General features: G+C 66.0%; 26 protein-coding genes. 8 read left to right on the top strand and 18 right to left on the bottom strand.

Going from position 1 to position 26,021, the window contains the following annotated elements:
• Positions 1-79: 79 nt before the first annotated feature.
• The 5 genes from tsaD to holA all read right to left on the bottom strand — a co-directional run bounded on the left by tsaD (position 80) and on the right by holA (position 4,249).
• Positions 80-1,123 carry a tRNA (adenosine(37)-N6)-threonylcarbamoyltransferase complex transferase subunit TsaD gene (gene tsaD, locus AC1AYD_RS01930; RefSeq protein WP_476501729.1) on the bottom strand — a complete coding sequence of 348 codons (1,044 nt, stop codon included), beginning with the start codon at positions 1,121-1,123 and terminating at the stop codon, positions 80-82.
• Positions 1,120-1,749, bottom strand: a complete 630-nt coding sequence (locus tag AC1AYD_RS01925) for a GNAT family N-acetyltransferase (RefSeq protein ID WP_476544588.1) — start codon at positions 1,747-1,749, stop codon at positions 1,120-1,122. Before AC1AYD_RS01925 ends, tsaD begins: the two co-directional genes overlap by 4 nt.
• Positions 1,749-2,579 (bottom strand): tRNA (adenosine(37)-N6)-threonylcarbamoyltransferase complex dimerization subunit type 1 TsaB, encoded by an 831-nt coding sequence (gene tsaB, locus AC1AYD_RS01920; protein WP_476544587.1) that lies wholly within the window; start codon positions 2,577-2,579, stop codon positions 1,749-1,751. Before tsaB ends, AC1AYD_RS01925 begins: the two co-directional genes overlap by 1 nt.
• A 99-nt stretch (positions 2,580-2,678) precedes the next feature.
• Positions 2,679-3,263 carry a tRNA (adenosine(37)-N6)-threonylcarbamoyltransferase complex ATPase subunit type 1 TsaE gene (tsaE, locus tag AC1AYD_RS01915; protein ID WP_476544634.1) on the bottom strand — a complete coding sequence of 195 codons (585 nt, stop codon included), beginning with the start codon at positions 3,261-3,263 and terminating at the stop codon, positions 2,679-2,681.
• Between the two features lie 17 nt (positions 3,264-3,280).
• Positions 3,281-4,249 carry a DNA polymerase III subunit delta gene (holA, locus tag AC1AYD_RS01910; RefSeq protein WP_476544586.1) on the bottom strand — a complete coding sequence of 323 codons (969 nt, stop codon included), beginning with the start codon at positions 4,247-4,249 and terminating at the stop codon, positions 3,281-3,283.
• Between the two features lie 78 nt (positions 4,250-4,327).
• Between holA and AC1AYD_RS01905 the strand changes: the two genes are divergently transcribed.
• From AC1AYD_RS01905 to AC1AYD_RS01895, 3 genes are all read left to right on the top strand, one after another.
• Positions 4,328-5,194 carry a D-hexose-6-phosphate mutarotase gene (locus AC1AYD_RS01905; protein WP_476544585.1) on the top strand — a complete coding sequence of 289 codons (867 nt, stop codon included), beginning with the start codon at positions 4,328-4,330 and terminating at the stop codon, positions 5,192-5,194.
• A gap of 102 nt (positions 5,195-5,296) precedes the next feature.
• Entirely contained in the window at positions 5,297-5,800 is a 504-nt protein-coding gene (locus tag AC1AYD_RS01900) for a peroxiredoxin (RefSeq protein ID WP_476501734.1), read from the top strand.
• 143 nt (positions 5,801-5,943) lie between these two features.
• Complete coding sequence (locus AC1AYD_RS01895; protein WP_476501735.1) at positions 5,944-7,233, top strand: alpha-amylase family protein; 1,290 nt, start codon at positions 5,944-5,946, stop codon at positions 7,231-7,233.
• Between the two features lie 107 nt (positions 7,234-7,340).
• On the opposite strand, the gene AC1AYD_RS01890 is transcribed toward AC1AYD_RS01895, so the two are convergent.
• The 3 genes from AC1AYD_RS01890 to AC1AYD_RS01880 all read right to left on the bottom strand — a co-directional run bounded on the left by AC1AYD_RS01890 (position 7,341) and on the right by AC1AYD_RS01880 (position 10,439).
• Complete coding sequence (locus tag AC1AYD_RS01890) at positions 7,341-9,287, bottom strand: DEAD/DEAH box helicase (protein WP_476544584.1); 1,947 nt, start codon at positions 9,285-9,287, stop codon at positions 7,341-7,343.
• A gap of 134 nt (positions 9,288-9,421) precedes the next feature.
• Positions 9,422-10,129 (bottom strand): SDR family oxidoreductase, encoded by a 708-nt coding sequence (locus tag AC1AYD_RS01885; protein ID WP_476544633.1) that lies wholly within the window; start codon positions 10,127-10,129, stop codon positions 9,422-9,424.
• Between the two features lie 148 nt (positions 10,130-10,277).
• Positions 10,278-10,439, bottom strand: a complete 162-nt coding sequence (locus tag AC1AYD_RS01880; RefSeq protein ID WP_476532095.1) for a hypothetical protein — start codon at positions 10,437-10,439, stop codon at positions 10,278-10,280.
• Positions 10,440-10,674: 235 nt separating this feature from the next.
• On the opposite strand from AC1AYD_RS01880, the gene AC1AYD_RS01875 reads away from it, so the two are divergent.
• The gene (locus AC1AYD_RS01875; protein WP_476544583.1) at positions 10,675-11,745 is read left to right on the top strand and encodes an AraC family transcriptional regulator; all 1,071 of its coding nucleotides are present in this window, start codon (positions 10,675-10,677) and stop codon (positions 11,743-11,745) included.
• Between the two features lie 122 nt (positions 11,746-11,867).
• Here AC1AYD_RS01875 and AC1AYD_RS01870 read toward each other — a convergent pair whose 3' ends face one another.
• The 9 genes from AC1AYD_RS01870 to AC1AYD_RS01830 all read right to left on the bottom strand — a co-directional run bounded on the left by AC1AYD_RS01870 (position 11,868) and on the right by AC1AYD_RS01830 (position 21,225).
• Entirely contained in the window at positions 11,868-13,169 is a 1,302-nt protein-coding gene (locus tag AC1AYD_RS01870; RefSeq protein ID WP_476544582.1) for a uracil-xanthine permease family protein, read from the bottom strand.
• A 111-nt stretch (positions 13,170-13,280) separates the two neighbouring features.
• A complete protein-coding gene (locus tag AC1AYD_RS01865) occupies positions 13,281-14,111 on the bottom strand; it encodes a histidine phosphatase family protein (RefSeq protein ID WP_034528342.1) in 831 nt (276 codons plus the stop codon).
• 132 nt (positions 14,112-14,243) lie between these two features.
• A complete protein-coding gene (locus tag AC1AYD_RS01860) occupies positions 14,244-14,948 on the bottom strand; it encodes a L,D-transpeptidase (RefSeq protein ID WP_476532089.1) in 705 nt (234 codons plus the stop codon).
• Between the two features lie 80 nt (positions 14,949-15,028).
• Entirely contained in the window at positions 15,029-16,006 is a 978-nt protein-coding gene (locus tag AC1AYD_RS01855) for an AEC family transporter (protein WP_476501741.1), read from the bottom strand.
• Between the two features lie 27 nt (positions 16,007-16,033).
• Complete coding sequence (locus AC1AYD_RS01850; RefSeq protein WP_476544581.1) at positions 16,034-16,366, bottom strand: branched-chain amino acid transporter permease; 333 nt, start codon at positions 16,364-16,366, stop codon at positions 16,034-16,036.
• Positions 16,363-17,157, bottom strand: a complete 795-nt coding sequence (locus AC1AYD_RS01845; RefSeq protein ID WP_476544580.1) for an AzlC family ABC transporter permease — start codon at positions 17,155-17,157, stop codon at positions 16,363-16,365. The genes AC1AYD_RS01850 and AC1AYD_RS01845 overlap by 4 nt, the downstream gene beginning before the upstream one ends.
• An 84-nt stretch (positions 17,158-17,241) precedes the next feature.
• A complete protein-coding gene (locus AC1AYD_RS01840; RefSeq protein ID WP_476544579.1) occupies positions 17,242-17,790 on the bottom strand; it encodes a TetR/AcrR family transcriptional regulator in 549 nt (182 codons plus the stop codon).
• A gap of 241 nt (positions 17,791-18,031) precedes the next feature.
• Complete coding sequence (locus AC1AYD_RS01835) at positions 18,032-20,515, bottom strand: ABC transporter permease (RefSeq protein ID WP_476544578.1); 2,484 nt, start codon at positions 20,513-20,515, stop codon at positions 18,032-18,034.
• Between the two features lie 8 nt (positions 20,516-20,523).
• Positions 20,524-21,225, bottom strand: coding sequence for an ABC transporter ATP-binding protein (locus AC1AYD_RS01830; RefSeq protein ID WP_476501746.1), 702 nt, complete (start codon positions 21,223-21,225; stop codon positions 20,524-20,526).
• Between the two features lie 253 nt (positions 21,226-21,478).
• Here AC1AYD_RS01830 and AC1AYD_RS01825 point away from each other — a divergent pair, with 253 nt between their 5' ends.
• The 3 genes from AC1AYD_RS01825 to AC1AYD_RS01815 all read left to right on the top strand — a co-directional run bounded on the left by AC1AYD_RS01825 (position 21,479) and on the right by AC1AYD_RS01815 (position 24,591).
• Entirely contained in the window at positions 21,479-22,078 is a 600-nt protein-coding gene (locus AC1AYD_RS01825; RefSeq protein WP_476544577.1) for a TetR/AcrR family transcriptional regulator, read from the top strand.
• Between the two features lie 180 nt (positions 22,079-22,258).
• Complete coding sequence (locus tag AC1AYD_RS01820; RefSeq protein WP_476544576.1) at positions 22,259-23,647, top strand: MDR family MFS transporter; 1,389 nt, start codon at positions 22,259-22,261, stop codon at positions 23,645-23,647.
• 83 nt (positions 23,648-23,730) lie between these two features.
• Entirely contained in the window at positions 23,731-24,591 is an 861-nt protein-coding gene (locus AC1AYD_RS01815) for a LysR family transcriptional regulator (protein ID WP_476544575.1), read from the top strand.
• Positions 24,592-24,616: 25 nt separating this feature from the next.
• Here the strand turns inward: AC1AYD_RS01815 and AC1AYD_RS01810 are convergent, their stop codons facing one another.
• Positions 24,617-25,015 (bottom strand): cupin domain-containing protein, encoded by a 399-nt coding sequence (locus AC1AYD_RS01810; protein WP_476532073.1) that lies wholly within the window; start codon positions 25,013-25,015, stop codon positions 24,617-24,619.
• Between the two features lie 123 nt (positions 25,016-25,138).
• Between AC1AYD_RS01810 and AC1AYD_RS01805 the strand changes: the two genes are divergently transcribed.
• Positions 25,139-26,005, top strand: coding sequence for a hypothetical protein (locus AC1AYD_RS01805; protein ID WP_476501750.1), 867 nt, complete (start codon positions 25,139-25,141; stop codon positions 26,003-26,005).
• Positions 26,006-26,021: the final 16 nt, after the last annotated feature.

Here is a 26,021-nt window from a genome sequence, read left to right as displayed (position 1 = left end):
GAATATACGCGCCGGTCTCCGATAACGCAACTCGGCGTGTCGCACTACGCGGCATCGAAGACCGGCGCATCACGATTCCCTACATCACCACCTTGGTCAGCGGCATGGCCGAGTCGATGGCGAAATCGGGCGCGCTGGGCGCGACCCCGGCCTCGACGAGGTTCACGCCCAGCATCGCGACCATCGCGCCGTTGTCGGTGCACAGCTTCAGTTCCGGGATACGCACTTCGACGCCGTTGGAGCGCCCGTATTCGAGCAGTTTCGCCCTGAGCTGCGAGTTGGCGGAGAATCCGCCGCCCACAATCAGCGTGTCGGAATCGTACTGGCGGCAGCCGCGCATCGCTTTCTTCGCGAGCACGGTGGCCACCGAGTCGGCGAGCGAGGCGCACACGTCGTCGACGGGGATTTCGCGCCCGGCGGCCTGCTCCCCCTCCACCCAGCGGGCGACGGCGGTCTTCACGCCGGAGAAGCTGAAGTCGTACGGGTGCTTCGCGCCGGCTTTGCCCTGCGTGAGCCCCTGCGGCACGCGGATCGCATGCGGGTCGCCGTGTTGCGCGTGCCGGTCGATGTGCGGGCCTCCCGGGTAAGGGAAGCCGAGCAGGCGCGCCACCTTGTCGAAGCATTCCCCCGCCGCGTCGTCCAACGTGGTGCCGACCACGTCGATGTGCCGTGCCACGTCCTCGACGTGCAGCAGCGACGTGTGTCCGCCGGAGACGATGAGCGCGAGCGTGTCCTTGGGGAACGGTCCGAACTGGAGCTGGGTGACGGCGATGTGTCCGATCACGTGGTTGATACCATACAACGGCTTGCCGCTCGCCCATGCGAGTGCCTTCGCGCCGGAGACGCCGACGGCGAGGCATCCGGCGAGTCCGGGGCCCGCGGACACGGCGATTGCGTCCACATCGGCGAGTTCGAGGCCGGCATCGGCCAGCGCCTTGGACACGCACGGCACGAACGCTTCGGCGTGCGCGCGCGAGGCGATCTCGGGGATGACGCCGCCGTAGCGCGCGTGCTCCTCCATCGAGGAGGCGACCACGTTGGAGCGCAGCGTGCGCCCCTGGACGATGGCGGCCGCCGTCTCGTCGCAAGTGGATTCGATGCCCAGTACGATCGGTTCGCTCATCGCGTCTTCTCCGTTTCTCCGTTCATGTCCGTTCCGCCCGCCGCCGTATTCGTCGCGTCCGCCCCGCTCACCTCGCGGCTCCTCGCTCCCGCGAACCCGACGACGCGCGGGCTCAGTTCCAGCGCCATCACGTACGCGTCGATGCCTTCCGGCTGGTAGTAGCGTCTGCGCAGTCCGATGCGTTCGAATCCGAACCGCCGGTACAGCGCGATGGCGGGCTCGTTGTTCACGGCGACTTCGAGCAGCATGCGTCGCGCGCCCTGTTCGCGCGCGTGGCCGATCAGCCAGGTGAGCATGCGCGCGGCGAGTCCGCGGCGCTGGTAGCGTCGGCCGACGCCGATGTCCATGATCTCCGCGTCCTCGCCGTCGTACCAGTATCCGGCGAATCCGCGCACGATGCCCGGCACGCAGCCGTCGGGGCCCGGCACATGGCCTTCCCCCCTGTCTTCGCATTCGCCGTCGCCCTGTTCGCGTTCGCAGTCGAACACGTAGACGCGTGCGGGGGCGTCGAGCTCCTGCCGTACCGCGTTCTCGCTCCACGCGTGGTTGCCGAACAGCTCGACCTCCAGCGCGCGTACGGCGGCGACGGCGGTCTCGCGGTCGAGGTCGTCCAGTGCGACGAGCATCAGTCCTTCCTCCCCGCTCCCTCATGGCCGAGCACGTGCTTGAGCGGCGCCGGCACCTCGGCGTCCGGCCGGCGCAGATACAGCGGTTCGACGGGTGCCTGCGGGTCGCGCGCATGCGCGAGCGTCGCGTCGGTCGCGAAGATCTCGACGCCCTGCCGTCCCTGGTCGAACACGGATTCGTCGGTCACGTCGCCGAGACGGTCGATGCCGCGCAGCGCGTCGGCGTATTTCGCCGCGCCATGGCCGACGACGTCGACGACGATCTCGCCGTCCGTCGTCGCCGCGACCTCGCGTACGGCGGCGTTTACGCGGTCGGCGATCGATGCCGGATAGTCGATGTCCATGGCGATGAGCACGCGGACCGCGGTTCCGGTGTTCCCGTTGTCACCGGTCTCGCCGGTTCCATCGCCGTCGAGCTGGCTCGCATACAACGCGAAGTAGAGTTGCTTGCGGCGCGCGTCGTTCACGGCGAGCGTGAGCACGTGGCGCGTCTGCGGATCGCCGAGCGTGCCGGCCTTGCCGCGCCGGATGAGGTTCCACTGCGCCTGCGGTGCGAGTACATCATGGCCGATGAGTTCCGCGCCGGTGGCGAACGCCAGCGCCTTGGCAGCGACGATGCCGGCGCGCAGTCCGGTGAACGGCGCGGGACCGGTGCCGACGATCACCGTCTCGATGTCGCGCGGCGCGTATCCGGCTTCGCCGACCGCGCGCGCGATGTTCACCTGCAGTCGTTCGACGTGGGTGCGCGAGTCGGTCTCGACGATTGGTTCATGCCCTGTGACGCCTACGGTGGAACCGTATGACGTGTCGATCACCAATGTGCAGCCCATGCATCCTCCCGACGTGTGCTCGTGATTCCTCCGACATGATTCTTCGGACCTGTAGTCAGACCTGTAGAGAGTGTACACCGCCGCGTGCGGGCCGCCCGCTCAGAGCGTGAACCCGCTCCAGCGCGCGCCGACCGGCACCAGCGTGACGGTGCGCGTGCCGTCGCTGGTGAGTTCGCCGTCGGCGTCCACGGCACCGGACGCGACGCCGGGACCGGTCTGCGACAGCGGGCGCGCGATGTGGATTTCAAGCCGTTCCGGCGCGAGCGCGGCGGCCATCTGCTCGCCCCACTCCATGAGCACGACCGTATCGTCGCTGGTGTCTTCGAGCTCCTCGTCGAGTCCCAGCGATTCGAGTTCGTCGAGCAGACGGTTCACGGCCGCCTGTCCGGGCGCGTAGTCGGCGCCGCCGAGACGGTACGCATCCACGTGCACGAGATGCGCGGGACTCCCGTCGGCGAACCGTCCGTCGAGTTCACGGGCGATGGTGAACGTCGGCGAGACGATCGGCTCACCGATGCCGAGCCCTTCGCCGAATCCCTGCGCGAGCGTCGTCTTGCCGGCGCCAAGCGGACCGGACAGGAGCAGCACGTCGCCGCCACGTACGCGCGCCGCGATACGGCGTCCCAATGCACGCATGTCGTCGCCCGTAGGTGCCTCGATGACGATCGTCCCGTCGCCCCGCATCCCGTTTCGCTCCCCGCTCATGCCCGTCCTTTCGTCGCGATCGTCTCGATGCTGCGCTCCAGCGCATACATGGGGTCTCCCCCGTTGGTCTTGCACTCCTCGTCGGCCCAGGCGAGCGTGCGGATGCACGCGGCCATGCCGGCGGACGTCCAGCCGCCGAGTTTCACGTATTTGCGTGCCCACGGGGACATGCCGAGTTCGGCGGCGCTGATCCTGCCCGTGTTGAACGCGGACACCTTCGCCACGGCCCTGAGCTTCGACGCCAACGCGCCGATGAGCGCGACCGGTTCGACGCCCTGTTCCACGGCGGAGCGCATCTTGACGATCGCGTCGGCCGTGTTGCCCGCCATGGCGGTGTCGGCCACGTTGAATCCGGTGACCTGCGCGTTGGCGGTCAGATACTGGTTGACCCGGTCCAGTCCGATCGGATCGTCGTCGAAATCGAAGCACAGTTGCCCGCACATGGCGGTGAGTTCGCCGATGCTGCCGCCGAGCACGTCGACGAGCTGCTGGGCGGCGATCGGCTCGACTCGTCTGCCCTGTTTCTCGAAGCATTGCAGCACGTAGTTGAGTTTCGCGTCCGGCTTCTTCAGGTCGGGTACCTCGACCTTGCGCGCGCCGGCGCGGACGAGCCGATCGAGCAGACGCTTGCCCTTGTTGCCGCCCTCGTGCCGGCAGATGACGATGCTGGAGCTGTCCGGGTCGGCGGCCGCCTGCTTGCAGTAGTCGACGATGCTGTCGCCGAGTTTCTCGTCCGCGGATTGCAGGTCGTCGACGCGCACGACGGCCACGTCGGCGAGCAGGGAGGGGCTGACGGCCTCGTCGAAGGCGTAGCGGTCCGCCGTGGCCGCGTCGAGTTCGACGAGTTCCGCGTCCGGTCGGCGTTTCAGCGCCGCGTCGCATTGTTCGCGCACGGTTTCGCCGTTGAGATACGGGTCTCCCCCGTACACCACGATGACCGGTGCCTTGCCTGCCTGTCTTGCCATGCTCCCCATCACCCCACATCCGCTGGACAACTGGCATAATGGAACGGACCCACCCATCATCTGTGGTTTGGAGGAAACATGGGTTCTGCATCGTTCACGATCCGCGATCTCGTCAACGCCGACGGTTCCGCTTCGATCAGCGATTACGGCGCGCACGTGCTGCGTTGGGCGCCTCAAGGACAGTCGGACGTGGTCTGGCGTCCGCGTGCGATCCATCTGCATGAGGGGAAGGCGATCCGCGGCGGCGTGCCGGTCATCTTCCCATGGTTCAATTCCGGATTCGATCCGGCCAACGATGCCGCGAAGACGCCCAAGCACGGGTTCGCGCGGTCGAGCTTCTGGCATCCGGTGGACGGTTCGATCACTGATCGTCACGCCGAGTATGCGCTCGACTCCGACGAAATCGACGACGCGACGCTCGCGCAGTTCGTCGGCAACGACGCCCCATGCTTCCACGCGTCCTACACGGTGGACGCCGGCGAGTCGATCACGATGGCGCTGACGGTGACGAACGACGGCGACGCCGCGTTCTCCTACGAGGCGGCGCTGCACACGTATCTGGCGGTGGACGACGTGACGCGCGCCCGCGTCGTCGGCCTGGACGGCGCGGACTATCTGGACACGACGCTGCCCGGCTTCCCGGTGCGCACGCAGTCGGGCGACGTGGCGTTCGACGGCACGATGGTCGACCGCATCTATCTGACGGATGCGCCGCTCGAACTGCACGACGACGCGGCCGGCCGCACGATCCTGATCTCCTCGCGAGGAGCGACGGCGACGGTCGTGTGGAATCCGGGCGAGGAGGCCGGCAACGCGATCGGCGACCTGGAGGCCGGCGAATGGCGCGGATTCGCCTGCGTGGAGGCCGCCGCGAACCGCGACCGCATGATCACGCTCCACCCCGGCGAATCCCACACCCTCTCCCAGACCCTCGCCGTAAAGTAGCTCCGCCCTCGGCTCCCCTTGCTAGGGGAGCTGTCGGCAATGCCGACTGAGGGGTAGTCCCGCTGAAACACGACAATTCACACAACGAAGGGGAAAGACAATATGCCAACCGAAACCGAACCGTTGCCATCCCGTCTCGAGACCGGTCAACCGGCTCCGGACTTCACACTTCCCGCGGTGAATCCGGACGGCGACGAGACCACCGTCACCCTGTCCGGACTCACCTCACAAGGGGACAAGGTGCTGCTCTACTTCTATCCGGCGGCGATGACGCCCGGATGCACCACCGAGGCCTGCGACTTCCGCGACAACATGGCGCGACTCGGTTCGCTCGGCTACACGGTACTCGGCGTCTCGAAGGATCCGCTCGCCAAACTGCAGCGGTTCCGCGAACGCGATCACCTGTCGTTCCCGCTGCTGAGCGACCCGGACCTGACGGTGCACAAACTGTACGCCGCCTACGGGGAGAAGAAGCTGTACGGCAAGACGCACGTGGGTGTGATCCGCTCCACGTTCGCCATCGACGCGGACGGCACGATCACGCTCGCCCGCTACAACGTGCGTGCCAAAGGCCACGTGGACTCGCTGCTGAAGCGGCTCGGCTGATTCCTGGGGCCGTGGAACCGACTCCGCGTCCGACCTGCTATCGACGCGGCGCGTCCTGCGCGCGCATCATTCTAATCGTGAGAAAATAGACACGGTGTCAACGCGGATGGGTGGTGCCGTCCGCATCGGACAGGAGGTGCCTGATGGTTGCGAACAAGGCGAACGAACTGCCGGACTGGGTACGTTACGGAGTGTTCTGGCAGGTGTATCCGCTTGGATTCTGCGGCGCGGACATCCGCCCGCAGGGTCCGCGCGAATTCCACGGCCGGGGGCTCGACGCGCTGATTCCCTGGCTGCCGTACATGCGCGACCTGGGCGCGTCAGGTCTGCTGCTCGGCCCCATCTTCGAATCCGCCACGCACGGCTACGACACGCTCGACCACATGCACGTCGACGTGCGGCTCGGCGGCGACGCGGCGTTCGACCGGCTCGCCGAAGCCTGCCACGGCATGGGCATGTCCATCATTCTCGACGGCGTCTTCAACCACGTGTCGCGCCGCCACCCGGCCGTCCAGGCAGCGCTCGACGAGGCCTCCGGCACGCTCTCCCCCGCCGGGAACCCCTGGCATGGACTCGTCAAGACCGCGACCGGCGCAAACGGGGAGCCGGTGCTCGACGTGTTCGAAGGCCACGGCGACCTCGTCGACCTCGACCACGGCAGCGACGAGACGGTCACCTACGTGACGCGTGTGATGAACCATTGGCTCGACCGCGGCGCATCCGGCTGGCGGCTCGACGCCGCCTACGCGGTGCCGAGCGGATTCTGGGCGAAGGTGCTGCCGCAGATGAAGGCCGCGCACCCGTATACGTGGATCTTCGGCGAGGTGATCCACGGCGACTACCCGCGCATCGCGGTGGAATCCACGATGGATTCGATCACGCAGTACGAGCTGTGGAAGTCGATCCGTCACGCGCTCGAAACCGACAACTTCTTCGAACTCGACTGGAACCTCACCCGGCACAACGCGTTCCTGGACACGTTCATTCCACAGACGTTCATCGGCAACCACGACGTGACCCGCATCGCCTCCGAGATCGGGCCGAAGAAGGCCGCGCTCGCATTGGCGGTGCTGATGACGGTCGGAGGCGTGCCCAGCATCTACTACGGTGACGAGCAAGGCTACGTGGGCGTCAAGGAGCAGCGGTTCGGCGGCGACGACGACGTGCGGCCCAAATTCCCGGACTCGCCGGAGCAGCTGTCGAAGCTCGGCGAGCCCGTGTACCGCCTGCACCAGGCGCTGATCGCGCTGCGCCGCCGCAACCCGTGGCTGCAGGACGCGCGCGTCGAGAAGGACGTGCTCGAGAACAAGCGCTACGTGTACCGGGCGGTCGCCGCAGACGGGCACACGCACATCCGCGTGGAGTTGAGCGTCGAGGACGAGCCGACGTTCACGATTTCCGATGCGGATGGGCGTGTGGCGTACCGGTATTAGCGCCGGGTGCACCCCCTCAGACGGCTTCGCCGCCAGCTCCCCCTTCAGGGGGAGCAAGAGAAAAAGCCAATGCCTCTGGAAGGAACCAGAGGAGCATAAGGAGGGGATCAGCGGGTGCGGAAGGGGATGGTCTTGCGCTTGGAGTGGCGGCGGCGCGGGCCGTCCGTGGAACCGTATTTGGCGATCATGCGGCGGTCGTGGCGCTTCGCGGCCTCACCGCGCTCGTCCTGCACGACGCGGTTCTCGTCCCTGCGGTGGATGCGCTTGCCTCCGTTGCCGCCCTTCGAGCTGCGGTCCGAACGTGTGTCGTCGCGGTAGCCGCCCCGCTTGGAGCGATGCGAATCTCCGGTCTCGAAACGGCGGTCGCGGCGTTCCGCCTCGGCGTCGCGCATACCGGCGCGGCGCTCGGCACGGTTCTTCCGCCCGGCCGGCTGCTCGCGTCGGTCGCGGCCGCGCTCGTCACGGGAGGAACGTCGCGTCGAACGGTCCGCGCGGCGGTCGTCGCGACCACCATGGCCGCCACGACGGTTCCGGCGCGAATCGTCGCCGTCGTCCGCGAACGGATCGTCGAATCCGGTCTCGTCGACCGCATCGAAGTCGTCGACGAACGTGATGTTCGCGGGCGTGCGCGACCTGCCGGCTCCGCCGTCGCCTCGCCTGCCGTTCCCGCGCTTGCCTCCCTGGGCGTTGTCGTCCTTGCGCGCCTTGCGGTCCTTGCGCTTGCGCGGATTGCCGGCGGGCTGCGTGTCGTCGAGGTTCCAATCCTTGACGATCGGGGCGCGCTCCCCCACGAGCTCCTGCACTTCCGGCGAATCATGGCGCACGGCGATCGGCTTCACGTCGATGCCGGCGGCCTTGAGCATGCGCTTCGCCTCGCGGCGCTGGAACGGGAGCACGAGCGTCACCACGTCGCCCGTATGGCCGGCGCGCGCGGTGCGGCCAGAACGGTGCACGAACGATTTCGGATCGTCCGGCGGGTCGATCTGCACGACGAGCTCCACGTCGCTCACGTCGATGCCGCGGGCCGCCACGTCGGTGGCGACCAGCACGTTCACGTCGCCGTCCTCGAACGCGGCGAGGTTGCGGTCGCGCTGGTTCTGGTTGAGGTTGCCGTGCAGCTGCGCGGCGGGCACGCCGCTGTTCGTCAGGCTCTTCGCGAGCTTCTTCGCCTGGAACTTGGTGCGCGTGAACAGGATGCGCTTGCCGGTTCCGGCGGCTAGCTGACGCACCACCTCGAACTTGTCGTCCTTCGCCACCTCGAACACATGCTGGGTCATCGTATCGACCACGGCGGCCGGCTCGTCCACGCTGTGCGTCTTCGGCTCACGCAGGAACTCGCGCACCAGACCGTCGACGCCGTGGTCGAGCGTCGCGGAGAACAGCATGTGCTGCGCGTCGGGACGAATCTGGCCGAGGATGCGGCGCACCGGCGGCAGGAAGCCCATGTCCGCCATCTCGTCCGCCTCGTCCATGACGATGACGCGCACGTCGGACAGGGTGAGCAGCTTCTGGCGCAGCAGGTCCTCGAGACGACCCGGGCAAGCGACGACGATGTCCGCGCCGGACTTGAGGTCGCGCACCTGACGGTTCTGTTTGACGCCGCCGTACACGGTGGTCGTGGTCATGCCCATCATGCGGGCGAGCGGTTCGAGCACGTCGTTGATCTGGTTGGCGAGCTCGCGCGTCGGCGCGAGCACGAGCCCGTGCGGATGTGGCAGGAAGCCGCGCTCCTCGCGTTCGGCGAGATGCTCGCGGCGGATGAACTTGACGTTGCGGCGGAATTCGGACATCGCCATGCCCGGCTCCCACGCGGCCTCGCACAGGCGCGCGGCGAGCGGGATGCAGAAGGCGAGCGTCTTGCCCGAGCCGGTGCGGCCACGGCCGAGGATGTCGCGTCCGGCGAGGGAATCGGGAAGGGTGTCCTCCTGGATGGGGAACGCCTCGGTCTTGCCGTCCGCGTCGAGCACGCGGCACAACGGCTCGGGGACGCCGAGTTCGAAGAAGGTCTTGGCGCGCGTCTCGACGACGGGCGTAGGGAAGGTTGTATCTGGCACAACGGCCTTTCATGTCATATGGGATCATGCGCGGTTTGCGCAAACCATACGACAGTAGCGTAAGGCCGATACTTTGCGTGCGGCGTCGCACGCAAGGCATCGGCCTTACGGTCCGATCAATCACTCCATGTGGGTCACACGTAGTTGCGTTCGATGAGGATGTCGGAGACGGTGAGGTTCGCGTCGTTGACGAGGTTGAACAGGATCACGCCGGCGAGCTGGGCCGGGTCCATGAACGTGTGCTGCTTCTCCTCGGACACGTAGTCGTGGCTGTCGCGGTAGAACGCGGTGTCGATGCCGCCCGGGTAGACGCCCACGATCTTCACGCTCGTGCCCTTGTAGGCGGCCTTGAGGCTCTGCGTGTAGCCCTTCTCGCCCCACTTGGTCGCGCAGTAGACGGATTCGTTGGCGTTGCCGCGCGTGGCGGCGGTGCTCATCACGTTCGCGATCTTGAGATCGGCCTCGCCGTCCGCCTTGAGCGTGGCGACCGACCACAGGATCATGCCTTTGAGACCCTTGAGGCACTTGTCCACGTCGGCGGCCTCGTAGGCGGTGGGCGTCTTGAACGAGGGCTGCCCGGCGTTGTTGATGAGCAGGTCGACGTGGCCGAGTTCGGCGATCTCGGCGATGGAGGCGTTCACGAACGCCTCGTCGGACACGTCGCCGACGAACGCCTTGTAGGATTCGGCGCCGAACTCCCCTTCGAGTTCGGCCTGGCGCTCGGCGTTGAAGTCGACGCCCGCCACGAACCAGCCTTCGGCGATGAGCTGCCTGGCCAGCTCGTAGCCGAGACCGAGCGCGCTGCCGGTGACGATCGCGATGTTCTTCCCGTTCGATTGCATTGCCATATCCGGTTCTCCCTCACGAGGATGGGTTCTTGGGTCATGGTTCAGGCTATCGAACCGTTCCGACGCGGTTTCGCGTTTCGCCCGGCGGCGCGCCCTCTCGGTCGCGTTCCGGCGTGCCATAGGTGGCCCTGGGACCGATGAATCATGCCATCTGCGCGACGTTCTTCGGGTACCAGATGGCCAGCCAGTCGTCCTCGTACGGGACGGCGAGGCGTTCCGCCATCCATTCGCGGCAGGCGGCGAAGAAGCGCGTGAGCATGGAGACGGCCTTGACGTTCATTTCGGTGTCGATGATGGTACGCATGGGAATCACTCCTTTGGTTCCGACAGGCCGGGATATGGCGTAATCGTCCATATCCCGGCGAGTCGCATTCCTTTTTCCGTTCTTCCACTGCAGTGCGAAGATGCCTCAATCATACGGCTCAGGAACGCTTCGCCACGGGACCATCATCGCGTCAACGGCGATGATAATATCAAAATCGTATACGCAGTGAAATCGACAACGGTGGAGCCGGGAAACGGGGCAGAGCATGGCGACGGTGACGAGACGGATCAAGGTGTTCTCCGACATGTCGGAACGCATCGACTACAACATCCCGGAGCTGCCGATCTACGCGCATTGCGACCCGATTTCCGCGTTCGCCGACCACCGCTGCCCCTGTCACTGGCATCGGGACCTCGAATTCGTCCGCGTGGTCAGCGGTACGCTCCACTATTTCGTCAACGGGCGCACGGTGATCATGCGCCCCGGTGACGGATTGGTGGTCAATTCCAGCCGGCTCCACTACTCCTTCTCCCCCGAACGCAAGGAGGCGTGGTTCTCATGCGCGGTCATCGGCACGGAACTATTCGAGAACCTGACCACGGCGACGCGAGAACGCTGCGAGCGGGCGTTCGCCCAGCGCATGGACGATTGCCTCGCATTGTCTCCCGACGTGCCATGGCAACGCGACGTGCTGATGGGCATCGAGGAGGTCGTACGCCTCACGCCGGGCGGCGGCATGCGTGGCGCCGCCGGCACCGACGCGACGGCGGCGACGGCCACGGCCGGATCGTCGGGAATATCGGGGATGCCGGCGGTGCCGGGAGTATCCGGATTGACGGGCGCATCGACTCCATCGGATTCACCGTTCTCGCCGGTCTCGTCGGCACGAGGCGACCGCCATGCCGGCGACGACCCGCTGCCCGCCGTCGCGGCCGCGATACGCCTGTGCGACGCCGTGATCGACCGTTTCTCCCCCGCGGGGGATTCCGACGGCAGGACGGCCGACGACGTGGCCGACCAACGCGACCGCATGTCGGTGCTCAACATGATCGGCCTCATCCAACGACGGTTCGACGAGCCGCTGAACCTCAACGACATCGCCGCGGCGGGCGGGGTGAGCCGTAGCCAGTGCTGCATCCTGTTCCGCAGGCATGTCGGCCGTACGCCGGGAGAATGTCTCACCGACCGCCGTCTGGAGGCGGCGAAACGCATGCTGACCGGCACGGACGCCTCGGTGGCAGAGACGGCGCGTGCCTGCGGGTTCTCCTCGTCGAGTTATTTCATCAGCGTCTTCCGCAGAAGCTTCGGCATGACCCCCAACGCCTATCGCAACGCCCGCGCCTAGGACGACGAATCCCCATGGTGCGGTAAGGGGGATTCCATGTTTCGGCGGAATTCCGCCGAAACGCCCTACCGCACCATGGGGATTTCACCGCACCATGGGAGATGATGGAGGAGATGCCGGGATTACAGGATGTCGGGGTCGTCCTTCTCGATGGTGCCAGTCATCTTGCCGACGGCCTTGAGCCCGTGGTAGGCGACGAGGATCACGATCGTGCCGATCGCGATGCCGTTGAACGAGATGCCGTTCACGGTGAACGCGAACTGGCCGATCGCGATGATCATCGTGATGGCGGCGACCATGATGTTGAGCGGCTTGTCGAAGTTGACCTTGTTCTCCACCCAGATGCGGATGCCGATCATGCCGATCATGCCGTAGAGCAGCGTGGTGACGCCGCCGAGCACGCCGGCGGGAATAGTGTTGATGACGGCGCCGAACTTCGGGCACAGCGACAGAATCAGCGCGAAGGCGGCGGCGCACCAGTAGGCGGCGGTCGAATACACCTTGGTGGCGGCCATCACGCCGATGTTCTCGCCGTACGTGGTGGTGCCGGAGCCGCCGCCGAAGCCGGCGAGCGTGGTGCCGAGACCGTCGGCGAGCAGGGCGGTGCCCATCTGGTCGTCGTAGTCGCGGCCGGTCATCTGCGCCACGGACTTGACATGGCCGACGTTCTCGGCGACGAGCACGAGCACGACCGGCAGGAACATCGGCAGGATCGTGAGGTCGGCCTGCGGCATGTGGAACTTCGGCAGGCCCACCCATGCAGCGTCGGCGATGGCGGAGAAGTCCACCTGGCCGCGGAAGCACGCGTACGCGTAGCCGACAATCACGCCGAGCAGGATGTTGAGACGGCCGAGCAGGCCCTTGAACAGCACGGCGATGAGCAGCACGGCGAGCAGCGTCACGATGGCCGTGTCGGGCGCCTTCTGGAAGTTGGCCCACACGCTGGGCGCGAGGTTGAAGCCGATGATCGCGACGATGGCGCCGTTGACGACCGGCGGCATGATGATGTCGATCCACTTGGCGCCCGCGTAGTGCACGGCGATGCCGATCAGGGCGAGCAGGATACCGGTCGTCATGATGCCGAAGCTGGCGACGGCGATGCCCTTGTGCGCGGTGGTGACGGCGGTGATCGGCGCGATGAAGCCGAAGCTGGAACCCAGGTAGCTGGGCAGCACGTTCCTGTTGATGAGCAGGAACAACGCGGTCGACATGGCGGTGAAGAACAGCGTGGTGGACGGGTCGAATCCGGTGAGGATCGGCACGAGGAACGTGGCGCCGAACATGGCGATCACGTGCTGCGCGCCGATGCCCGCGGTGCGCGTCCAGGTCAGGCGCTCATCGGGTTCGACGACCTCGCCGGGCGCGAGCGTCTTGCCGTCGCCGTGCAGTTTCCACTGGAAGATGTTGCCTTTGGGCTCGCTCATAAGTGGCTCTCCTTAGCTTCTCTCTTGCGGGGCATACCTCGTCCCCGCGATTCGAAGCCATTGTAGCCGCCCTATGCGTCGGCGCGTCGGCACCTCGGTACGCCACCGGCGTCACTTGCCGTAGTAGTCGAGCAGATGCGGGTCGACGGCGTGCACCACGTCCACCAGGTCGCCGTTCGAGAGGTACGGGCGCTTGAACTCGCGCCACGGGTCCACCTTCACCTCCCATTTGCCGGTCTCCTCGTTGAGGACAGGCCGGGCAGTCTGCTCCCAGTGCATGCGCTTGGAGGTGCGTCCGGTCTCCGGATCGCGGCGCGTGTAGTGTAGGCACGTGCAGTTGGTGATCGCCCAGTCAGGCGAGGCGGCGCGGTGCAGGAACTCCTCGTCCGAAAGGTCCTCCAGCGTGAGCATGAGCGCGAGCATGAAGTCGCCGTGCGTGACCATGACCACGCTGCCCAGATCGGATTTGCGCGACAGGGAGCTGAGCACGTTGTGCACGCGGTCCTCGGCCACGTCGGCCACGGATTCGCCTGCCGGCGGACGCCAGTACAGCGGGTCCGTGTTCTTGAACATCCAGTTGCGCGCGTAGTTGGTCTTGAACTCGTCCTTGGTGATCGTGTTGATCTCACCCCAGGAGCGTTCGCGGATGACGCGGTTCTCCTCCCATTTCGCCTTGGGCAGGGCCATCGTGGCGGCGGTTTCGCGCGTGCGCACGTACGGGGAGACGAGATAACGGTCGAACAGCTGCTGCTGGCCGACGAGCCAGCGGCCGATGCAGTCGGCCTGTTTGCGCCCCGTGCCGGTCAGTCGCCAGGAGCGGTCGGGCACGGTCACGTTGTCCTGCGTGTACAGCGAATTGTCGCCCCGGTCCCCCGCCTGGACGATGATGTTCGCCTCGGATTCGCCGTGTCGGATCACATAGAGGTCAAGCGGCATGCTCATGGGCGTCTCCTTTCGTCGTGTCGTCGTCGGATGCGTTCCGGAACCACCGGAACATGCGGATTTCCAGCATAATCGAAAACGCCGCCATGCGTATGACCGTCATACGCGCGGCGGCGGAAGTTCACCGAGAATTCAGGCGATGGTGACGGGCGTACCGTCGGGCAGCTGCTCGTACAGCCATTTCGCGTCGGCGATGCTGAGCCGCACGCAGCCATGGGAGGCCGGTCGGCCGAGCTTCGCCCCCTCGTCCGGCAGATAATCGCCGAAATTCTCGCCGGTGGGTACCGTGTGGAACAGGTAGGGGCCGTAGAACCGCACCCAGTAGTCGGCGCCCATGCCTTCGGACGCGTTGAAGAAGTGCGGGCCGCGCGCGTCCACCGTGTAGGTGCCGTGCGGCGTGGAATCGTCCATGCCGGTGCTGGTGACCATCGTGTAGATGGTCTGCCCGTTGGACTTGACGTAGGCTCTCTGCGCGGCGAGGTCCACGTCCACGCTGATGCCGGTGTACTGGGCGAGATCGGGCTGGACGCCGCCGGTAGGATTCGTCCAGCGGGCGCGCTGCTCCTCGGCTTCGCGCTGTTTGGCGAGCGTCTCGTTGACCTTCGGTACCGTCCTGCGTCGCAGGGACTTCTCGGCGATGTCCTCGACCTGCACGGACGCACCCGCACCGGACGAAGCGGCGATCACGGCGTCGCGCTCGGCGGCGCGGGCCTGCCATAGGGCGATGGTGCCGCACAATGCGATGGCCAGCATGGCGCACAGCAGCATCTCCCCGAGGAGCAGCCAGTCGGTACGCCTGCGATGCAGACCGACGTATGGCGAACGACGTCCGGTCATATGCACCCCCCTAATCCAAGATGAACGAAGCCTTGGCCTCCCCTTGATGATATCCGACAGTTCCGACGCGGTAACGGGTTTCAGAACACGAGGAACGAGACCGCGGTGAGCGTGAACAGGCTGGCGACGGTGGTGACGAGCACCATGCCGATCGCGTATTCGGGTTGGTTGTGTTCTCGTTCGGCGAACATGACCATGGTGCTCATGGTCGGCAGGCCCGAGACGAGGGTCATCATATGCACCATGTCCGGGTTGACGGCGCCGAGGCCGAGCATCGGCGGCACGGTGGTGAGCAGCGCATAGAAGCCGACGGGGACGAGCAGCATCTTGACGACGATGCCCACGTACAGTTCGTATTTCCCGAGGATGCCCGTCCAGTCGCGGATGGCGAACAGACCGCCCAGATACACCATGGACAGGGGCGAGGCGGTGGAGCCGAGCGTCTTCAACGGGGTGAGCACGACGTCGGGGATGGTCACGCCGGCGAGGATCAGCGCGACGGCGAGCACCACGGCGATGAGCGCGGGGCTGACGAGCGGCGTGAGACGGTCGAGCCAGCCGTGTGCGGGGCGTTCGTCGGCGATGGACTGCCGGTCGTCGACCTTCTTGCACGTCCATACGCCGTACGTCCACAGGAGGAACTGGTCGACGATGGACATGAGCGCGAAGTAGAGCGCTCCCCTGCCGGGGAACAGGGCGAGGATGAGCGGCAGGCCGATGAACCCGGCGTTGCCGAACGCGAAGCAGCCGCGGAACATGCGTCCGCGTTCGCGCTTCAATCGCAGCACGTAGGAGAGCAGGGTGAACAGGCCGATGAGCAGCGCGTACATGACGAGCGTCATCGCGATGATCGCGTCGGAGCCGATGAGGTCGGCACGCGTCGTGCCGGACACGGCGTTCGAGAAGACGAGCAGCGGGATGCCCGCCTTGAGGATGAACGCGCAGATGCCGTCCAGCGCGGTCTCGCCGAGCACCTTGGATTTGACGCAGATATAGCCGACGACCATCATCACGGCCATGCCGATCATCTGGCCGAGCACGATGCCGAACTGCTGCACGGCTTATCCCCTTCCCTACGGAAATCCTCAGAACACGAGCTGGACGAGCAGCATGTAGACGATGGTGCCGCCGGCGATGGAGAGCAGCATGCTGCGCCGCCACAGATGCAATGCGACGATCACGAGGCATGCGATGAGTTCGGGCACGCCGTGGCTGCCGGTCAGGATGGGCGTGTTGCGCAGCGAGTAGACGACGAGCAGGCCGGTCATCGCATAGGGCAGTACCTTGCCGAAGTATTCGATGAGGCGCGGCGGCTGCTTCGACTCGGGGAACACGAGGAACGGCAGGAACCGGGTGAGCATCGTGCCCGCCGCCACCACGACGACGGTGATCACCCCCTGGAGCACGGTCATCGTCATCGCGTCGTCTCCTTTTCTTCGTCGTTGCCTTCGTCGTTTGCCGCCACGGCGGCACCCTCGGCATCGTCATCATGCAGGTCGTCAAGCCGCGGGCGCAGCAGGACGAACAGCACGATCATCGCGATCAGCGAGGGGATCATGAAGTCGTCCGGACCGAACGCGACGAGGCAGGCGAGGGATGCGAGCACGCCGACGACCGCGCTGACGCGCCCGCGGCGGCCCGTGCCGGTGCCGAGCCACTGGTCGAGGAAGATGACGAGGAACAGCGCGGTGAGCACGAATTCGAGGCCGTCCGTGTCGAACGGCAGGTTGGAGCCGATCACGCCGCCGAGCGTCGCGCCCGTCACCCAGTACGCCTGGTTGAGCACGGTGACCCACAGGTAGAACCAGCCGCGGTCCACGCCTTCGGGAACTTGCGTCGAGGAGTTGATGGCGAACGTCTCGTCGCACATGCCGAAGATCAGGTACGGGCGCTTCCAGCCAAGCCCGCGGAACCGTCCGAGCATGGACAGGCCGTAGAACAGGTGGCGCGCGTTGACCATGAGCGCGAGCAGGAACGCGGCCACGGGGTTGAACGCGGAGAGCAGCAGGTTCACGGTGACGAACTCCATCGAGCCGGCGAAGATGAACGCGCTCATGCACATCGGCCAGACGAACGAGAACCCCTTCGTGCCCATGAGCATGCCGTACGAGCATCCGAGGAACAGGAATCCGAGCGCGATCGGCACGGTGAGTGGGAACGCCGCCTTCAACGCCTTGAGGCGCATGCCGCGCCGCTCCTCCCGTGTCATGCCGCGTCTCTCCTCGTCTCTCTTTTCCGGATTGATTGCGGCGGACATGCTATCACGCATCGGACGCGGCGTGACGGCGGGCGTTCATTTTGGGACGGCGCGGCGGATCGCCTCGCGGACGGCGGCCGCGTCCAGCGTCTCGTCGCCGAGCGCCCGGTGCAGGGTCAGCCCCTCGATGAGCGAATCGAGGATCGCGGCGGTCGGTTTGTCGAAGAACCGTTCCAGCTGTGCGCGACTGGCGGCCATCCAGCGTTCGGTGATGTCACGGTAGGCGGGGTCGCGGGCGGCGATCGTGTACAGCTCCATATTGATGACGAGGTCGCGCTGCGTGCTCACCAGATCGGTTTCGATATGACGGGCGACGGCCTCGCACGCCCCGGCCTCGTCCGTCGCCTCGTCCATGCGCGCGGCGAACGAGGCGATGCAACGGTCCGCGTACCGGTCGAACGCCTGGTGCAGCAGGTCGGCCATGCCGTCGAAATGGTAGGTCATCGATCCGAGCGGCACGTTCGCGGCGGCGGCGATGACACGGTGCGACGCGCCGGCCACGCCTTTGGCGGCGATGACGTCGAGGCACGCCTCGATGATGCGGTCCTTGCGTTCCGGGTCGAAGCGGCGGGCCGACTCCCCCATGACGCACCTCCTTGCTGCCGTGATGTCCGATCGTGATATCGATGTCGTCATCCAGCATACACGCCGTAATGTACGTTCGTACATACTGTTGCGTACACTCGTACACAACGCCGACGGCTTCCGTATTCCCGCCGACGGCGCACCTTGTCTCAACACGCGTGTGGGCCCCGCATCCTTGCCGCAGGATGCGGGGCCCACACACATTGCGCGCGCGAATACGCGAATCGGATCGTCGCCCGCGTCACTCGGGGCTCTTCAACGCGCCGACCATGTCGATGCGGTCGAGCGCATGGTTCGTGGCGCGGCTCACCAGCAGCGTGAACAGGAACGCCAACACGGCCGCCGCCGCATAGCAGTACCACAGCACGTTGGGCACGATGTTCATGCCGGGCAGATCGAGCCGGCTCACGAGGAAGCCGAGCAGCCCGCGGCCGCACGGCAGACCGATCGCGATGCCGATGGCGGCGAGCAGCAGCATCTCCTTGTTCACGTAGCCATGCACCTCGCCGCGGCGGAAGCCCAGCACCTTGATGGTGGCGAGCTCGCGTTCGCGTTCCGAGATGTTCGTGGAGGCGAGCGTGTACAGCACGACGACGGCGAGAATCGCGGCCATGGCGACGATGAAGCCGATCATCGCGAAGAAGATGGCGAAGCTCTTCGCGAAGTCGCGCTCCTGCTTCGCCGAACTCGTCACGGACAGGTAGTCGCTCTGCGAGGCGAGCCGGTCGGCGAACGCGATCTGCGCGTTATCGTCGCCCTTCACGTTGACGAGGTCGGCGTTGGGCGCATAATCGGCGTCGAACGCCTTCTCATAGGCGGATTGCGTCATGAACACGACGTTGCCGGTGTAGTACTGCGCGATCACGAACACGGGCAGTCCGGCGGTGTTCGCCATAGCGTCGGTCACGTCGACCTCGGAACCTTCGACAAGCGAGAGCTTCTTCGCGGCGTTCGCGGTGACGATGATGCCGCCGCCGGTCAGGTCGTCGCCATCCGCGCCGTACAGTTCGATCGGCGTGCCGGACGGCGTCTGGATGTTGATATGCCCGTCGGTCGATTCGCCGTCCTGGATGACCATGAGCTGCGCGGTGAGCTTCGCATCATGGTCACCCGCGTCCGCGTCCGGTGAGGCCAGGGTGACGGAGCCGAGCTGCAACGGCAGCGCGGATTCCACATCCTCGTCCTTGTCGAGCGCCTGCTGTGCCTTGTCGTGATCGGCGGCGGAAGTCACGGCCATCACGTCGTAGACGGAGATCTCGCCATGCTGGCGCGGCATGAGCGTCAGCGCGGAGGAGCCCATGCCGAAGCCTGCGGTCATGAGCGCGGTGCATCCGAGCACGCCGATGATGACCATGAGCGCGCGCGACTTGTAGCGGAACAGGTTGCGGGCGGTCACCTTGTCCAGGAATCCCAGATGGTTCCAGATGAATCCGATGCGCTGCAGCATGATCGTCCTGCCGGCTTTCGGCGCCTTGGGGCGCATGAGCTCAGCGGGCTCCAGCCGCAACGACCCCGTGCAGGCGGCCATCGCCGCGCCGGTGATGACGACGACGAACAGGAGCACACCGCCGACGGCGAGCCGCCAATCGACGAGCAGCGGATAATGCGGCAGCAGATACAGGTTCGCCAGCATCTTCCGCGTGAACACGAACGGCAGTCCGATGAGTCCCAGCAGGTCGCCGAGCACGCCGCCCAGCAGGCAGGCCGCGGCCGAGTAGACGAGGAATTTGAGCATGATCTCGCGACGGCCGTAGCCGAGCGCCTTGTACGTGCCGATGAGCTGACGGTCCTCCTCCACCATGCGCGTGATGGCCGTCAGACTCACCAGCAGCGCGATGACGAGGAACAGCACGGGGAACAACGTGCCGAGGCGGGAGATCATCTCGCTTTGCGTCTTCACGTCCTCATAGCTGGTGACGGCGCTGCGGTCGTTGACGATCCATTTCACACCCGAAGGCGCAGCATGCCCGATGGCGGTCTTCGCGGCGTCGACCTTGTCCAGATAGTCGTCGTCATACGTGTTCAGCGCTTTCGCGCCGGTGACGGTGACGACGGCGGACGTGTACGGCATGGCGTCACTCACGACCGCGTCCCCGCTGACGAACATCGGGTGGACGGTCTTCGAGGCGGTCACGAGGGCGAGCGGTCCGGAGGGGTTCACGATGTCGTTCGGGTCGATGACGACGCCGACGATCCGGTACGCGCCGTCGTCGAACACGGCGGGCGTGCGGGTCGCGGCGGCCGTCGCCGTCGCTGAACCGTCGGCGGAGAACGTCACCGTGTCGCCGACCTGCTTGCCGGAGTCATCGAGGTACTGCCGGGTGACGGCGATCTCGTGGCCGGCCTTCGGCAGGCGCCCCTCGCTCAGGTACGGGTCGTCGATGCCGCGGTCGTCGAGAGTCGAGACGGTGGCCGCGGCGCGCTTGCCGTCGATCTTCGTCGTGACGCTTTGCGAGCGGATGCCCGCCGCGTCGGCGACGCCGTCCGCCTTGCGCAGCGCGGCGATGTCGGCGTCGTCGAATCCGCGCGTGGAGACGACGGATATGTCGTGCATGCCGGTCGCGTCGAAGAAGTCGTCGAGGCCGGCGCGGATGTCCTTGCCGACGGTGTTGAGACCGCCGAGCATCATCACGCCGACCGCCACGATAATCGCGATGGCGGCGAACCGTCGTCCGTTGCCGGCGATCGTGCGCCACGCGTCCTTCCAGAGTGCGGTTCTACGCAACGGCCCACCTACCATTCGATGTCGGCGATGGGCGTCGGATGCTCGTTCACGGCGATCTCGGTGACCTTGCCGGAACGGAAGCGGATCAGACGGTCGCCCATCGGCGCGAGCGCGGAGTTGTGGGTGACGAGTGCGACGGTGATGCCGCGCTGGCGGCAGGAGTCCTGCAACAGCTGGAGCACCTCCTTGCCGGTGTTGTAGTCGAGCGCGCCTGTCGGCTCGTCGCACAGCAGCAGCTTCGGGTTCTTGGCGAGGGCACGCGCGATGGACACGCGCTGCTGCTCGCCGCCGGAAAGCTGCGCGGGGAAGTTGTTGAGACGCTCCCCCAACCCCACCTTCTCCAGGGTTTCGCGGGCGTCGAGCGCGTCGGGGCAGATCTGCGAGGCGAGCTCCACGTTCTCGAGGGCCGTGAGGTTGGGCACGAGGTTGTAGAACTGGAACACGAAGCCTACGTCGAAGCGGCGGTAGTCGGTCAGTTCGGCATCGGACGCCTTCGTGACGTCGCGATCCCCCAGCCTGACGCTGCCGGACGTGGCGCGGTCCATGCCGCCGAGGATGTTCAACGCCGTGGATTTGCCGGCGCCGGACGCGCCGAGAATCACGGCCAGTTCGCCCTGCTCGATGTCGAAGGTCGCATGATCGAGGGCCAACACGGCGGATTCGCCGCTGCCGTACTGACGGACCACGTCATGGAATTCAAGGAAGCTCATCGTTTTTCACCTCTCTGGTCGGCACCGGTGCTGTCTTCCATTGTTCACCGGGCACCTGAGAGCGTAACCCATCACGGCGTAGGGTTAAATCCCCATATCCCGATACAGTGTGGGGTTAACGGAGACAGGAGCCGTGCCAGGCAAGCGCGGAATCGTCTCGGATCGGGTTGTCCGGCATGAATCCGTGCCGGACAACCGCGTAACAGCACAGAATCAGCCTGTCCGGCAAATAATGGCGACAAGGAGGGGATATATGGCACGACCGAAGGCCACCGAACGATCGGCGCCGGAAAAGATGCAGGAGGCGTTCTGGACGCTGTTGGAGAAGAAGCCGTACGTGCAGATCACCATCAGCGACATCACGCGCGAAAGCGGGCTGAACCGCAGCGCGTTCTACTACCACTACGCCAACATCCCCGAGCTGGCCGACGACGCGATCGCCGCGATCTACGAGGAGCCGGGCGTGACCGGATTCATCGCGCACATCATCCGGCAGGACGGCGATATCAGTATGCTGCGCGACTACGCGCTGGAGTTCGTCGGCTCGCCCGAACATCTCGCAAGCATCCGCCATCTGTCGCTCATCGCCGGACCGCACGGCTCCACGGGACTGGCCGCGCAGCTCAAGACATACGTCGGCGGCGTATGGCTGTCCGTGCTCGGGCTGGACGAGTCGCGGCTCAATCCCGGGCAGCGGGTCGTGCTGGAGTTCGCGACGAGCGGCATCCTCGGCGTGCTCGGCAAGGCGCGGACGCTGTTCACGCCGGAAAGCGTCGCATGGCTCGCGGACTCCGCCCTGCCGGACACCATCGCCCAGCTCATCAACTCGCTGAAGGACGATCATCGGAACTGACGGGATCGGCGACGCCAATGGGATGCGACGCATCCGGCGCATGTCCCGCGCGACGGTACACTGAGGCTGTCACGCCGGCAGGGGCTACGGCGTCGCGCATCCACGTTTCCCGCGCGCGACGACGACCGAAATCAGCCGGATCCGTTTTCCGACAGATTCGAGGTTCCCATGGATTCCGTCATGCCCGGACGCACGCCGTCGAAGCGTTCCGTCATCCCGATCATCGTGATGATGGTCGGCAGCTTCACCGCCATCCTCAACCAGACGCTGATGACCTCCGCCCTGCCGCATCTCATGCGCGAGTTCGGGGTGACGAGCAATACGGCGCAATGGCTGAGCACCGGGTTCATGCTCACCAACGGCATCATGATCCCGGTCACCGCGTTCCTCATCCAGAAGTTCACGACGCGCCAGCTGTTCTTCTACGCGATCGGCATGTTCCTGTTCGGCACGCTCGTGTGCACGTTCGCTCCCGGGTTCTGGATGCTGCTCGCCGGCCGCGTGTTGCAGGCGACCGGCGCGGGCATCCTCATGCCGCTTCTGCAGACCGTGCTGTTCATCACGTTCCCGCCGGAGAAGCGCGGCGCGGCGATGGGCTGGTTCGGCCTGGTAATCGCGTTCGCGCCGGCACTGGGCCCCACCCTGTCCGGCCTCATCATCGACTTCCTGCCATGGCGTTTCCTGTTCGTGCCGCTAATCGTCATCGCCGTCGTCGTGCTCGCCGCCGCCGTCCCGACCGTGAGGAACGTGACCACGCGCACCGACCCGACCATCGACGTGTTCTCGATCGCCTTGTCGACGCTCGGTTTCGGCGGATTGCTGCTCGGCTTCAGCCTCGCCGGCCAGGAGGGTTGGACGTCGCCGCAGACGCTCGGCCCGCTCGCCGTGGGCGCGGTTGCCCTGTGCGCGTTCATCCACCGTCAGCTGCATCTGGCGCGGCCGATGCTTGACTTCCGCGTGTTCGCCAAGCCGATGTTCGCCCTGTCGATGCTCGTCATCGTGCTCGTGTTCGTCACGTTCATCTCGACGATGAACATCCTGCCCATGTTCATCCAGGATTCGCTGGGGATGACCGCGTTGCAGTCCGGCCTGCTGCTCATGGGCGGTGGCGTGGCCGAAGGCGTGTTCAACCCGGTGGCGGGCCGCCTGTTCGACCGCGTGGGCATCCACCGCATCGCGCCGCCCGCGATCGCCGTGGTCGCCGTCGCCGCGTTCGCGCTCTCCCGCATGGATGCGGACACGCCCGCATGGTGGCCGGCCGTGTTCTTCACGCTGATGATGGCGGGCGTCGCGTTCTGCCTGATGCCGTTGACCACCACCGCACTCAACCAGCTGACCGGCCCGATGCTGCCGCACGGCACGGCGATGAACAACACGCTGCGTCAGACATGCGCGGCGATCGGCATCGCCGTCAACTTCACCATCATGACCACGAACACGCGTCCCGCATCCGTCGCCGGCTCCGCGGCGGCCGGCCTCGCGCACGGTGTGGATGCGGTGTTCGTCACGGCGACCGTCGTGGCGTGCATGGCGTTCGTGCTGTCGCTGTTCGTGCGCGACCGGCGCTGAACCGCAGCCGCCCGTGGCACCTCTACAATTGGTGGCATCACGGACGAATCCCGGAACGAATCCCCATGCCGGAGGGTGGAACCATGGAACTGCGCGTGCTGAAATACTTCCTCGCGGTGGCCGAGGAGGACAACATCACGTGGGCGGCGCAATTGCTGCGCATCTCCCAGCCGACGTTATCGCGCCAGTTGAAGCAGCTGGAGGAGGAGTTGGGCGTCACGCTGTTCGAACGCGGGCCGCATGCGATCACGCTCACCGAGGAGGGACGCCTGCTGCGCGACCGCGCGCAGACCATCGTCTCGTTGGCGGACAAGACCGAGGTCGATCTGAAGTGTTCCGCAGGTGAGCTGGCTGGTGACATCACGGCCGGCTGCGGCGAGGTGGGAGGCATGTCGTATCTGGCACGGCGCATGGCCGAATTCCGTCAGCTGCACCCCGCCGTGCGGTTCCATGTGGTCAGCACGACGGCCGACGTGATCCAAGACCAGCTCGAACAAGGACTCATGGATTTCGGCCTCCTCGCCGACCCGGTGGACACCGAACGCTACGAATACCTGCATACGGGCATCAGCGACCATTGGGCGGCGATGGTACCCGACGGGCATCCATTGCAGACCCGCGAATCATTGACACCGTCCGATCTCGTCGGCGAACCGCTGCTGCTGCCGTCGCGCGAACCAGTGCGACGCGTGGTGATGCACTGGTTCGGCTCCCTTGCTTCGAAAACGGTCATCGCCGGCACGTGCAATCTGCCGGCGAACGGCGCGGCCATGGCGGCGAACGGGTTGGGCCTGTACCTGTGCATCGACTACGGCGCCTCGTATCCGGGCGTGCGCGCAGTGCCGCTCACGCCCGTGTTCGAAAGCAGTTCCGTGCTCGTGTGGAAGAAGCAAGGAGTCTCCTCCCCCGCGGCCGGCGCGTTCGCCCGATTCCTGCGCACATGACGGCGCATGACGGAGAGGTGCTGGCTCAGGCGAGGTTGCGGTACGTCTCCTCGTCGACCGGTTCAAGCCATTCGTTGCTCGCGCCCTCCTTCTTCGGCATGATGGCGACATGCGCGAACGCCTCGTTCGGGGAGGCGCCGTGCCAGTGCTTGGTCTCCGGCGGGATATAGGCCACGTCGCCGGGCTTGAGCTCGACCGGCTCCTGGCCTTCGATCTGGTAGTAGCCGCGGCCGCCCACGGCGAGCAGGACCTGGCACACGCCGTGGTGGATGTGCCAGTGGTTCGTGCAGCCCGCCTCGAACGTCACGTTCGCGACGTTCACCTGACCGTCGCCGGCGAGCGGCGCGAGGTAGCTCTGGCCTTCGAAGTACTGCGCGTATGCGTCGTTCGGCTCCCCCATCGGGAAGGCGCTCGGGTTCTCCATGATGTTTCGTCCTTTCGTGTCTTTCTTTCTTGCCGTTATCGATGTCCATTACACGCCCGCCATCGCATTCCCGCCAATAGCGTCACCTCATACACGGCCATGCCTCGGGCGTATGGTGGAGGCATGCGCATCATCGAACGATTCTGCCGGGGCAAGCACGCCGACCAGTCGTTGAACGAGGACAGTCTCGTCGTCACGGAGGATTTCGCCGCCGTGGTGGACGGGGTGACGGGCAAGAGTCTGCGGCATCTGTGGAAGCCGAGCGGCGGCGTGGTCGCGAAGGACCTGCTGGCGAGCGCTATCGCGGGTTTGCCCGGTGGTGCTTCGATGCGTGAGGCGCAGCGGATTCTTGATGGTTGTCTGCGTGATGAGTATGCGGGGTTCGCGGCCGTGCATGGTGATGTGTCCTCGTCCTCAGGCGACGTGTCTTCGCGCGTGTTCGAGGTGGAGCCGTGGGAGCGTCTTCAGGCGAATGCCGTGGTCTATAGCGTGTTTCGGCGTGAGGTGTGGTTGTTCGGTGATTGTCAGGTCATGGTGGATGGGGTGCGGACGCCGACGTTGAAGCGTGTGGATGAGTTGCTTGGGGAGTTGCGTTCGTTCGCCGCGCGGGCGTTGGCGTTGCGGGCGGATGCTGCCGGACGTGAGGATGCGCCGGTTTCGGCCGATCCGGCGCGTGACATGATCATGCCGTTTCTGCGGTTGCAGTCGGAGTTCGCTAATCGGCGTGGGGAGTATGGGTATTTCGTGTTCGATGGGTTTACGGATCCGGAGTATCCGATTCGTGTCGTGCCGGTGGAGCCGGGTGCCGAGGTGGTGCTTGCGTCGGATGGGTATCCGTTGCTGCGCTCCACGTTGGCGGGGTCGGAGGCGGAGTTGGGGCGTCTGCGTCGTGAGGATCCGGGGCTTGTGCGTGAGTTTCGGAGTACGAAGGGGTTCACGGCGGGGCTGGAATCGTTCGATGACCGCACGTATCTGCGGTTCATCGCGTGACGTGCATCCCGTATAG

This window comes from Bifidobacterium sp. LH_426 (assembly GCF_056356875.1).
This window is presented reverse-complemented; position numbering and strand designations above follow the sequence as displayed.

Bases quoted from the DNA above. Each gene is read 5' to 3' on its own strand.
- AC1AYD_RS01825 (WP_476544577.1), top strand. From the start codon at position 21,479: ATGGCACGACCGAAGGCCACCGAACGATCGGCGCCGGAAAAGATGCAG.
- holA (WP_476544586.1), bottom strand. From the start codon at position 4,249: ATGGCAAGACAGGCAGGCAAGGCACCGGTCATCGTGGTGTACGGGGGA.
- AC1AYD_RS01925 (WP_476544588.1), bottom strand. From the start codon at position 1,749: ATGCTCGTCGCACTGGACGACCTCGACCGCGAGACCGCCGTCGCCGCC.
- AC1AYD_RS01860 (WP_476532089.1), bottom strand. From the start codon at position 14,948: ATGACCGGACGTCGTTCGCCATACGTCGGTCTGCATCGCAGGCGTACC.
- AC1AYD_RS01815 (WP_476544575.1), top strand. From the start codon at position 23,731: ATGGAACTGCGCGTGCTGAAATACTTCCTCGCGGTGGCCGAGGAGGAC.
- AC1AYD_RS01845 (WP_476544580.1), bottom strand. From the start codon at position 17,157: ATGACACGGGAGGAGCGGCGCGGCATGCGCCTCAAGGCGTTGAAGGCG.
- tsaB (WP_476544587.1), bottom strand. From the start codon at position 2,579: ATGGGCTGCACATTGGTGATCGACACGTCATACGGTTCCACCGTAGGC.
- AC1AYD_RS01865 (WP_034528342.1), bottom strand. From the start codon at position 14,111: ATGAGCATGCCGCTTGACCTCTATGTGATCCGACACGGCGAATCCGAG.
- AC1AYD_RS01870 (WP_476544582.1), bottom strand. From the start codon at position 13,169: ATGAGCGAGCCCAAAGGCAACATCTTCCAGTGGAAACTGCACGGCGAC.
- AC1AYD_RS01895 (WP_476501735.1), top strand. From the start codon at position 5,944: ATGGTTGCGAACAAGGCGAACGAACTGCCGGACTGGGTACGTTACGGA.
- AC1AYD_RS01905 (WP_476544585.1), top strand. From the start codon at position 4,328: ATGGGTTCTGCATCGTTCACGATCCGCGATCTCGTCAACGCCGACGGT.
- AC1AYD_RS01820 (WP_476544576.1), top strand. From the start codon at position 22,259: ATGCCCGGACGCACGCCGTCGAAGCGTTCCGTCATCCCGATCATCGTG.
- AC1AYD_RS01840 (WP_476544579.1), bottom strand. From the start codon at position 17,790: ATGGGGGAGTCGGCCCGCCGCTTCGACCCGGAACGCAAGGACCGCATC.
- AC1AYD_RS01810 (WP_476532073.1), bottom strand. From the start codon at position 25,015: ATGGAGAACCCGAGCGCCTTCCCGATGGGGGAGCCGAACGACGCATAC.
- AC1AYD_RS01885 (WP_476544633.1), bottom strand. From the start codon at position 10,129: ATGCAATCGAACGGGAAGAACATCGCGATCGTCACCGGCAGCGCGCTC.
- AC1AYD_RS01830 (WP_476501746.1), bottom strand. From the start codon at position 21,225: ATGAGCTTCCTTGAATTCCATGACGTGGTCCGTCAGTACGGCAGCGGC.
- tsaD (WP_476501729.1), bottom strand. From the start codon at position 1,123: ATGAGCGAACCGATCGTACTGGGCATCGAATCCACTTGCGACGAGACG.
- AC1AYD_RS01900 (WP_476501734.1), top strand. From the start codon at position 5,297: ATGCCAACCGAAACCGAACCGTTGCCATCCCGTCTCGAGACCGGTCAA.
- tsaE (WP_476544634.1), bottom strand. From the start codon at position 3,263: ATGCGGGGCGACGGGACGATCGTCATCGAGGCACCTACGGGCGACGAC.
- AC1AYD_RS01850 (WP_476544581.1), bottom strand. From the start codon at position 16,366: ATGACGATGACCGTGCTCCAGGGGGTGATCACCGTCGTCGTGGTGGCG.
- AC1AYD_RS01805 (WP_476501750.1), top strand. From the start codon at position 25,139: ATGCGCATCATCGAACGATTCTGCCGGGGCAAGCACGCCGACCAGTCG.
- AC1AYD_RS01880 (WP_476532095.1), bottom strand. From the start codon at position 10,439: ATGCGTACCATCATCGACACCGAAATGAACGTCAAGGCCGTCTCCATG.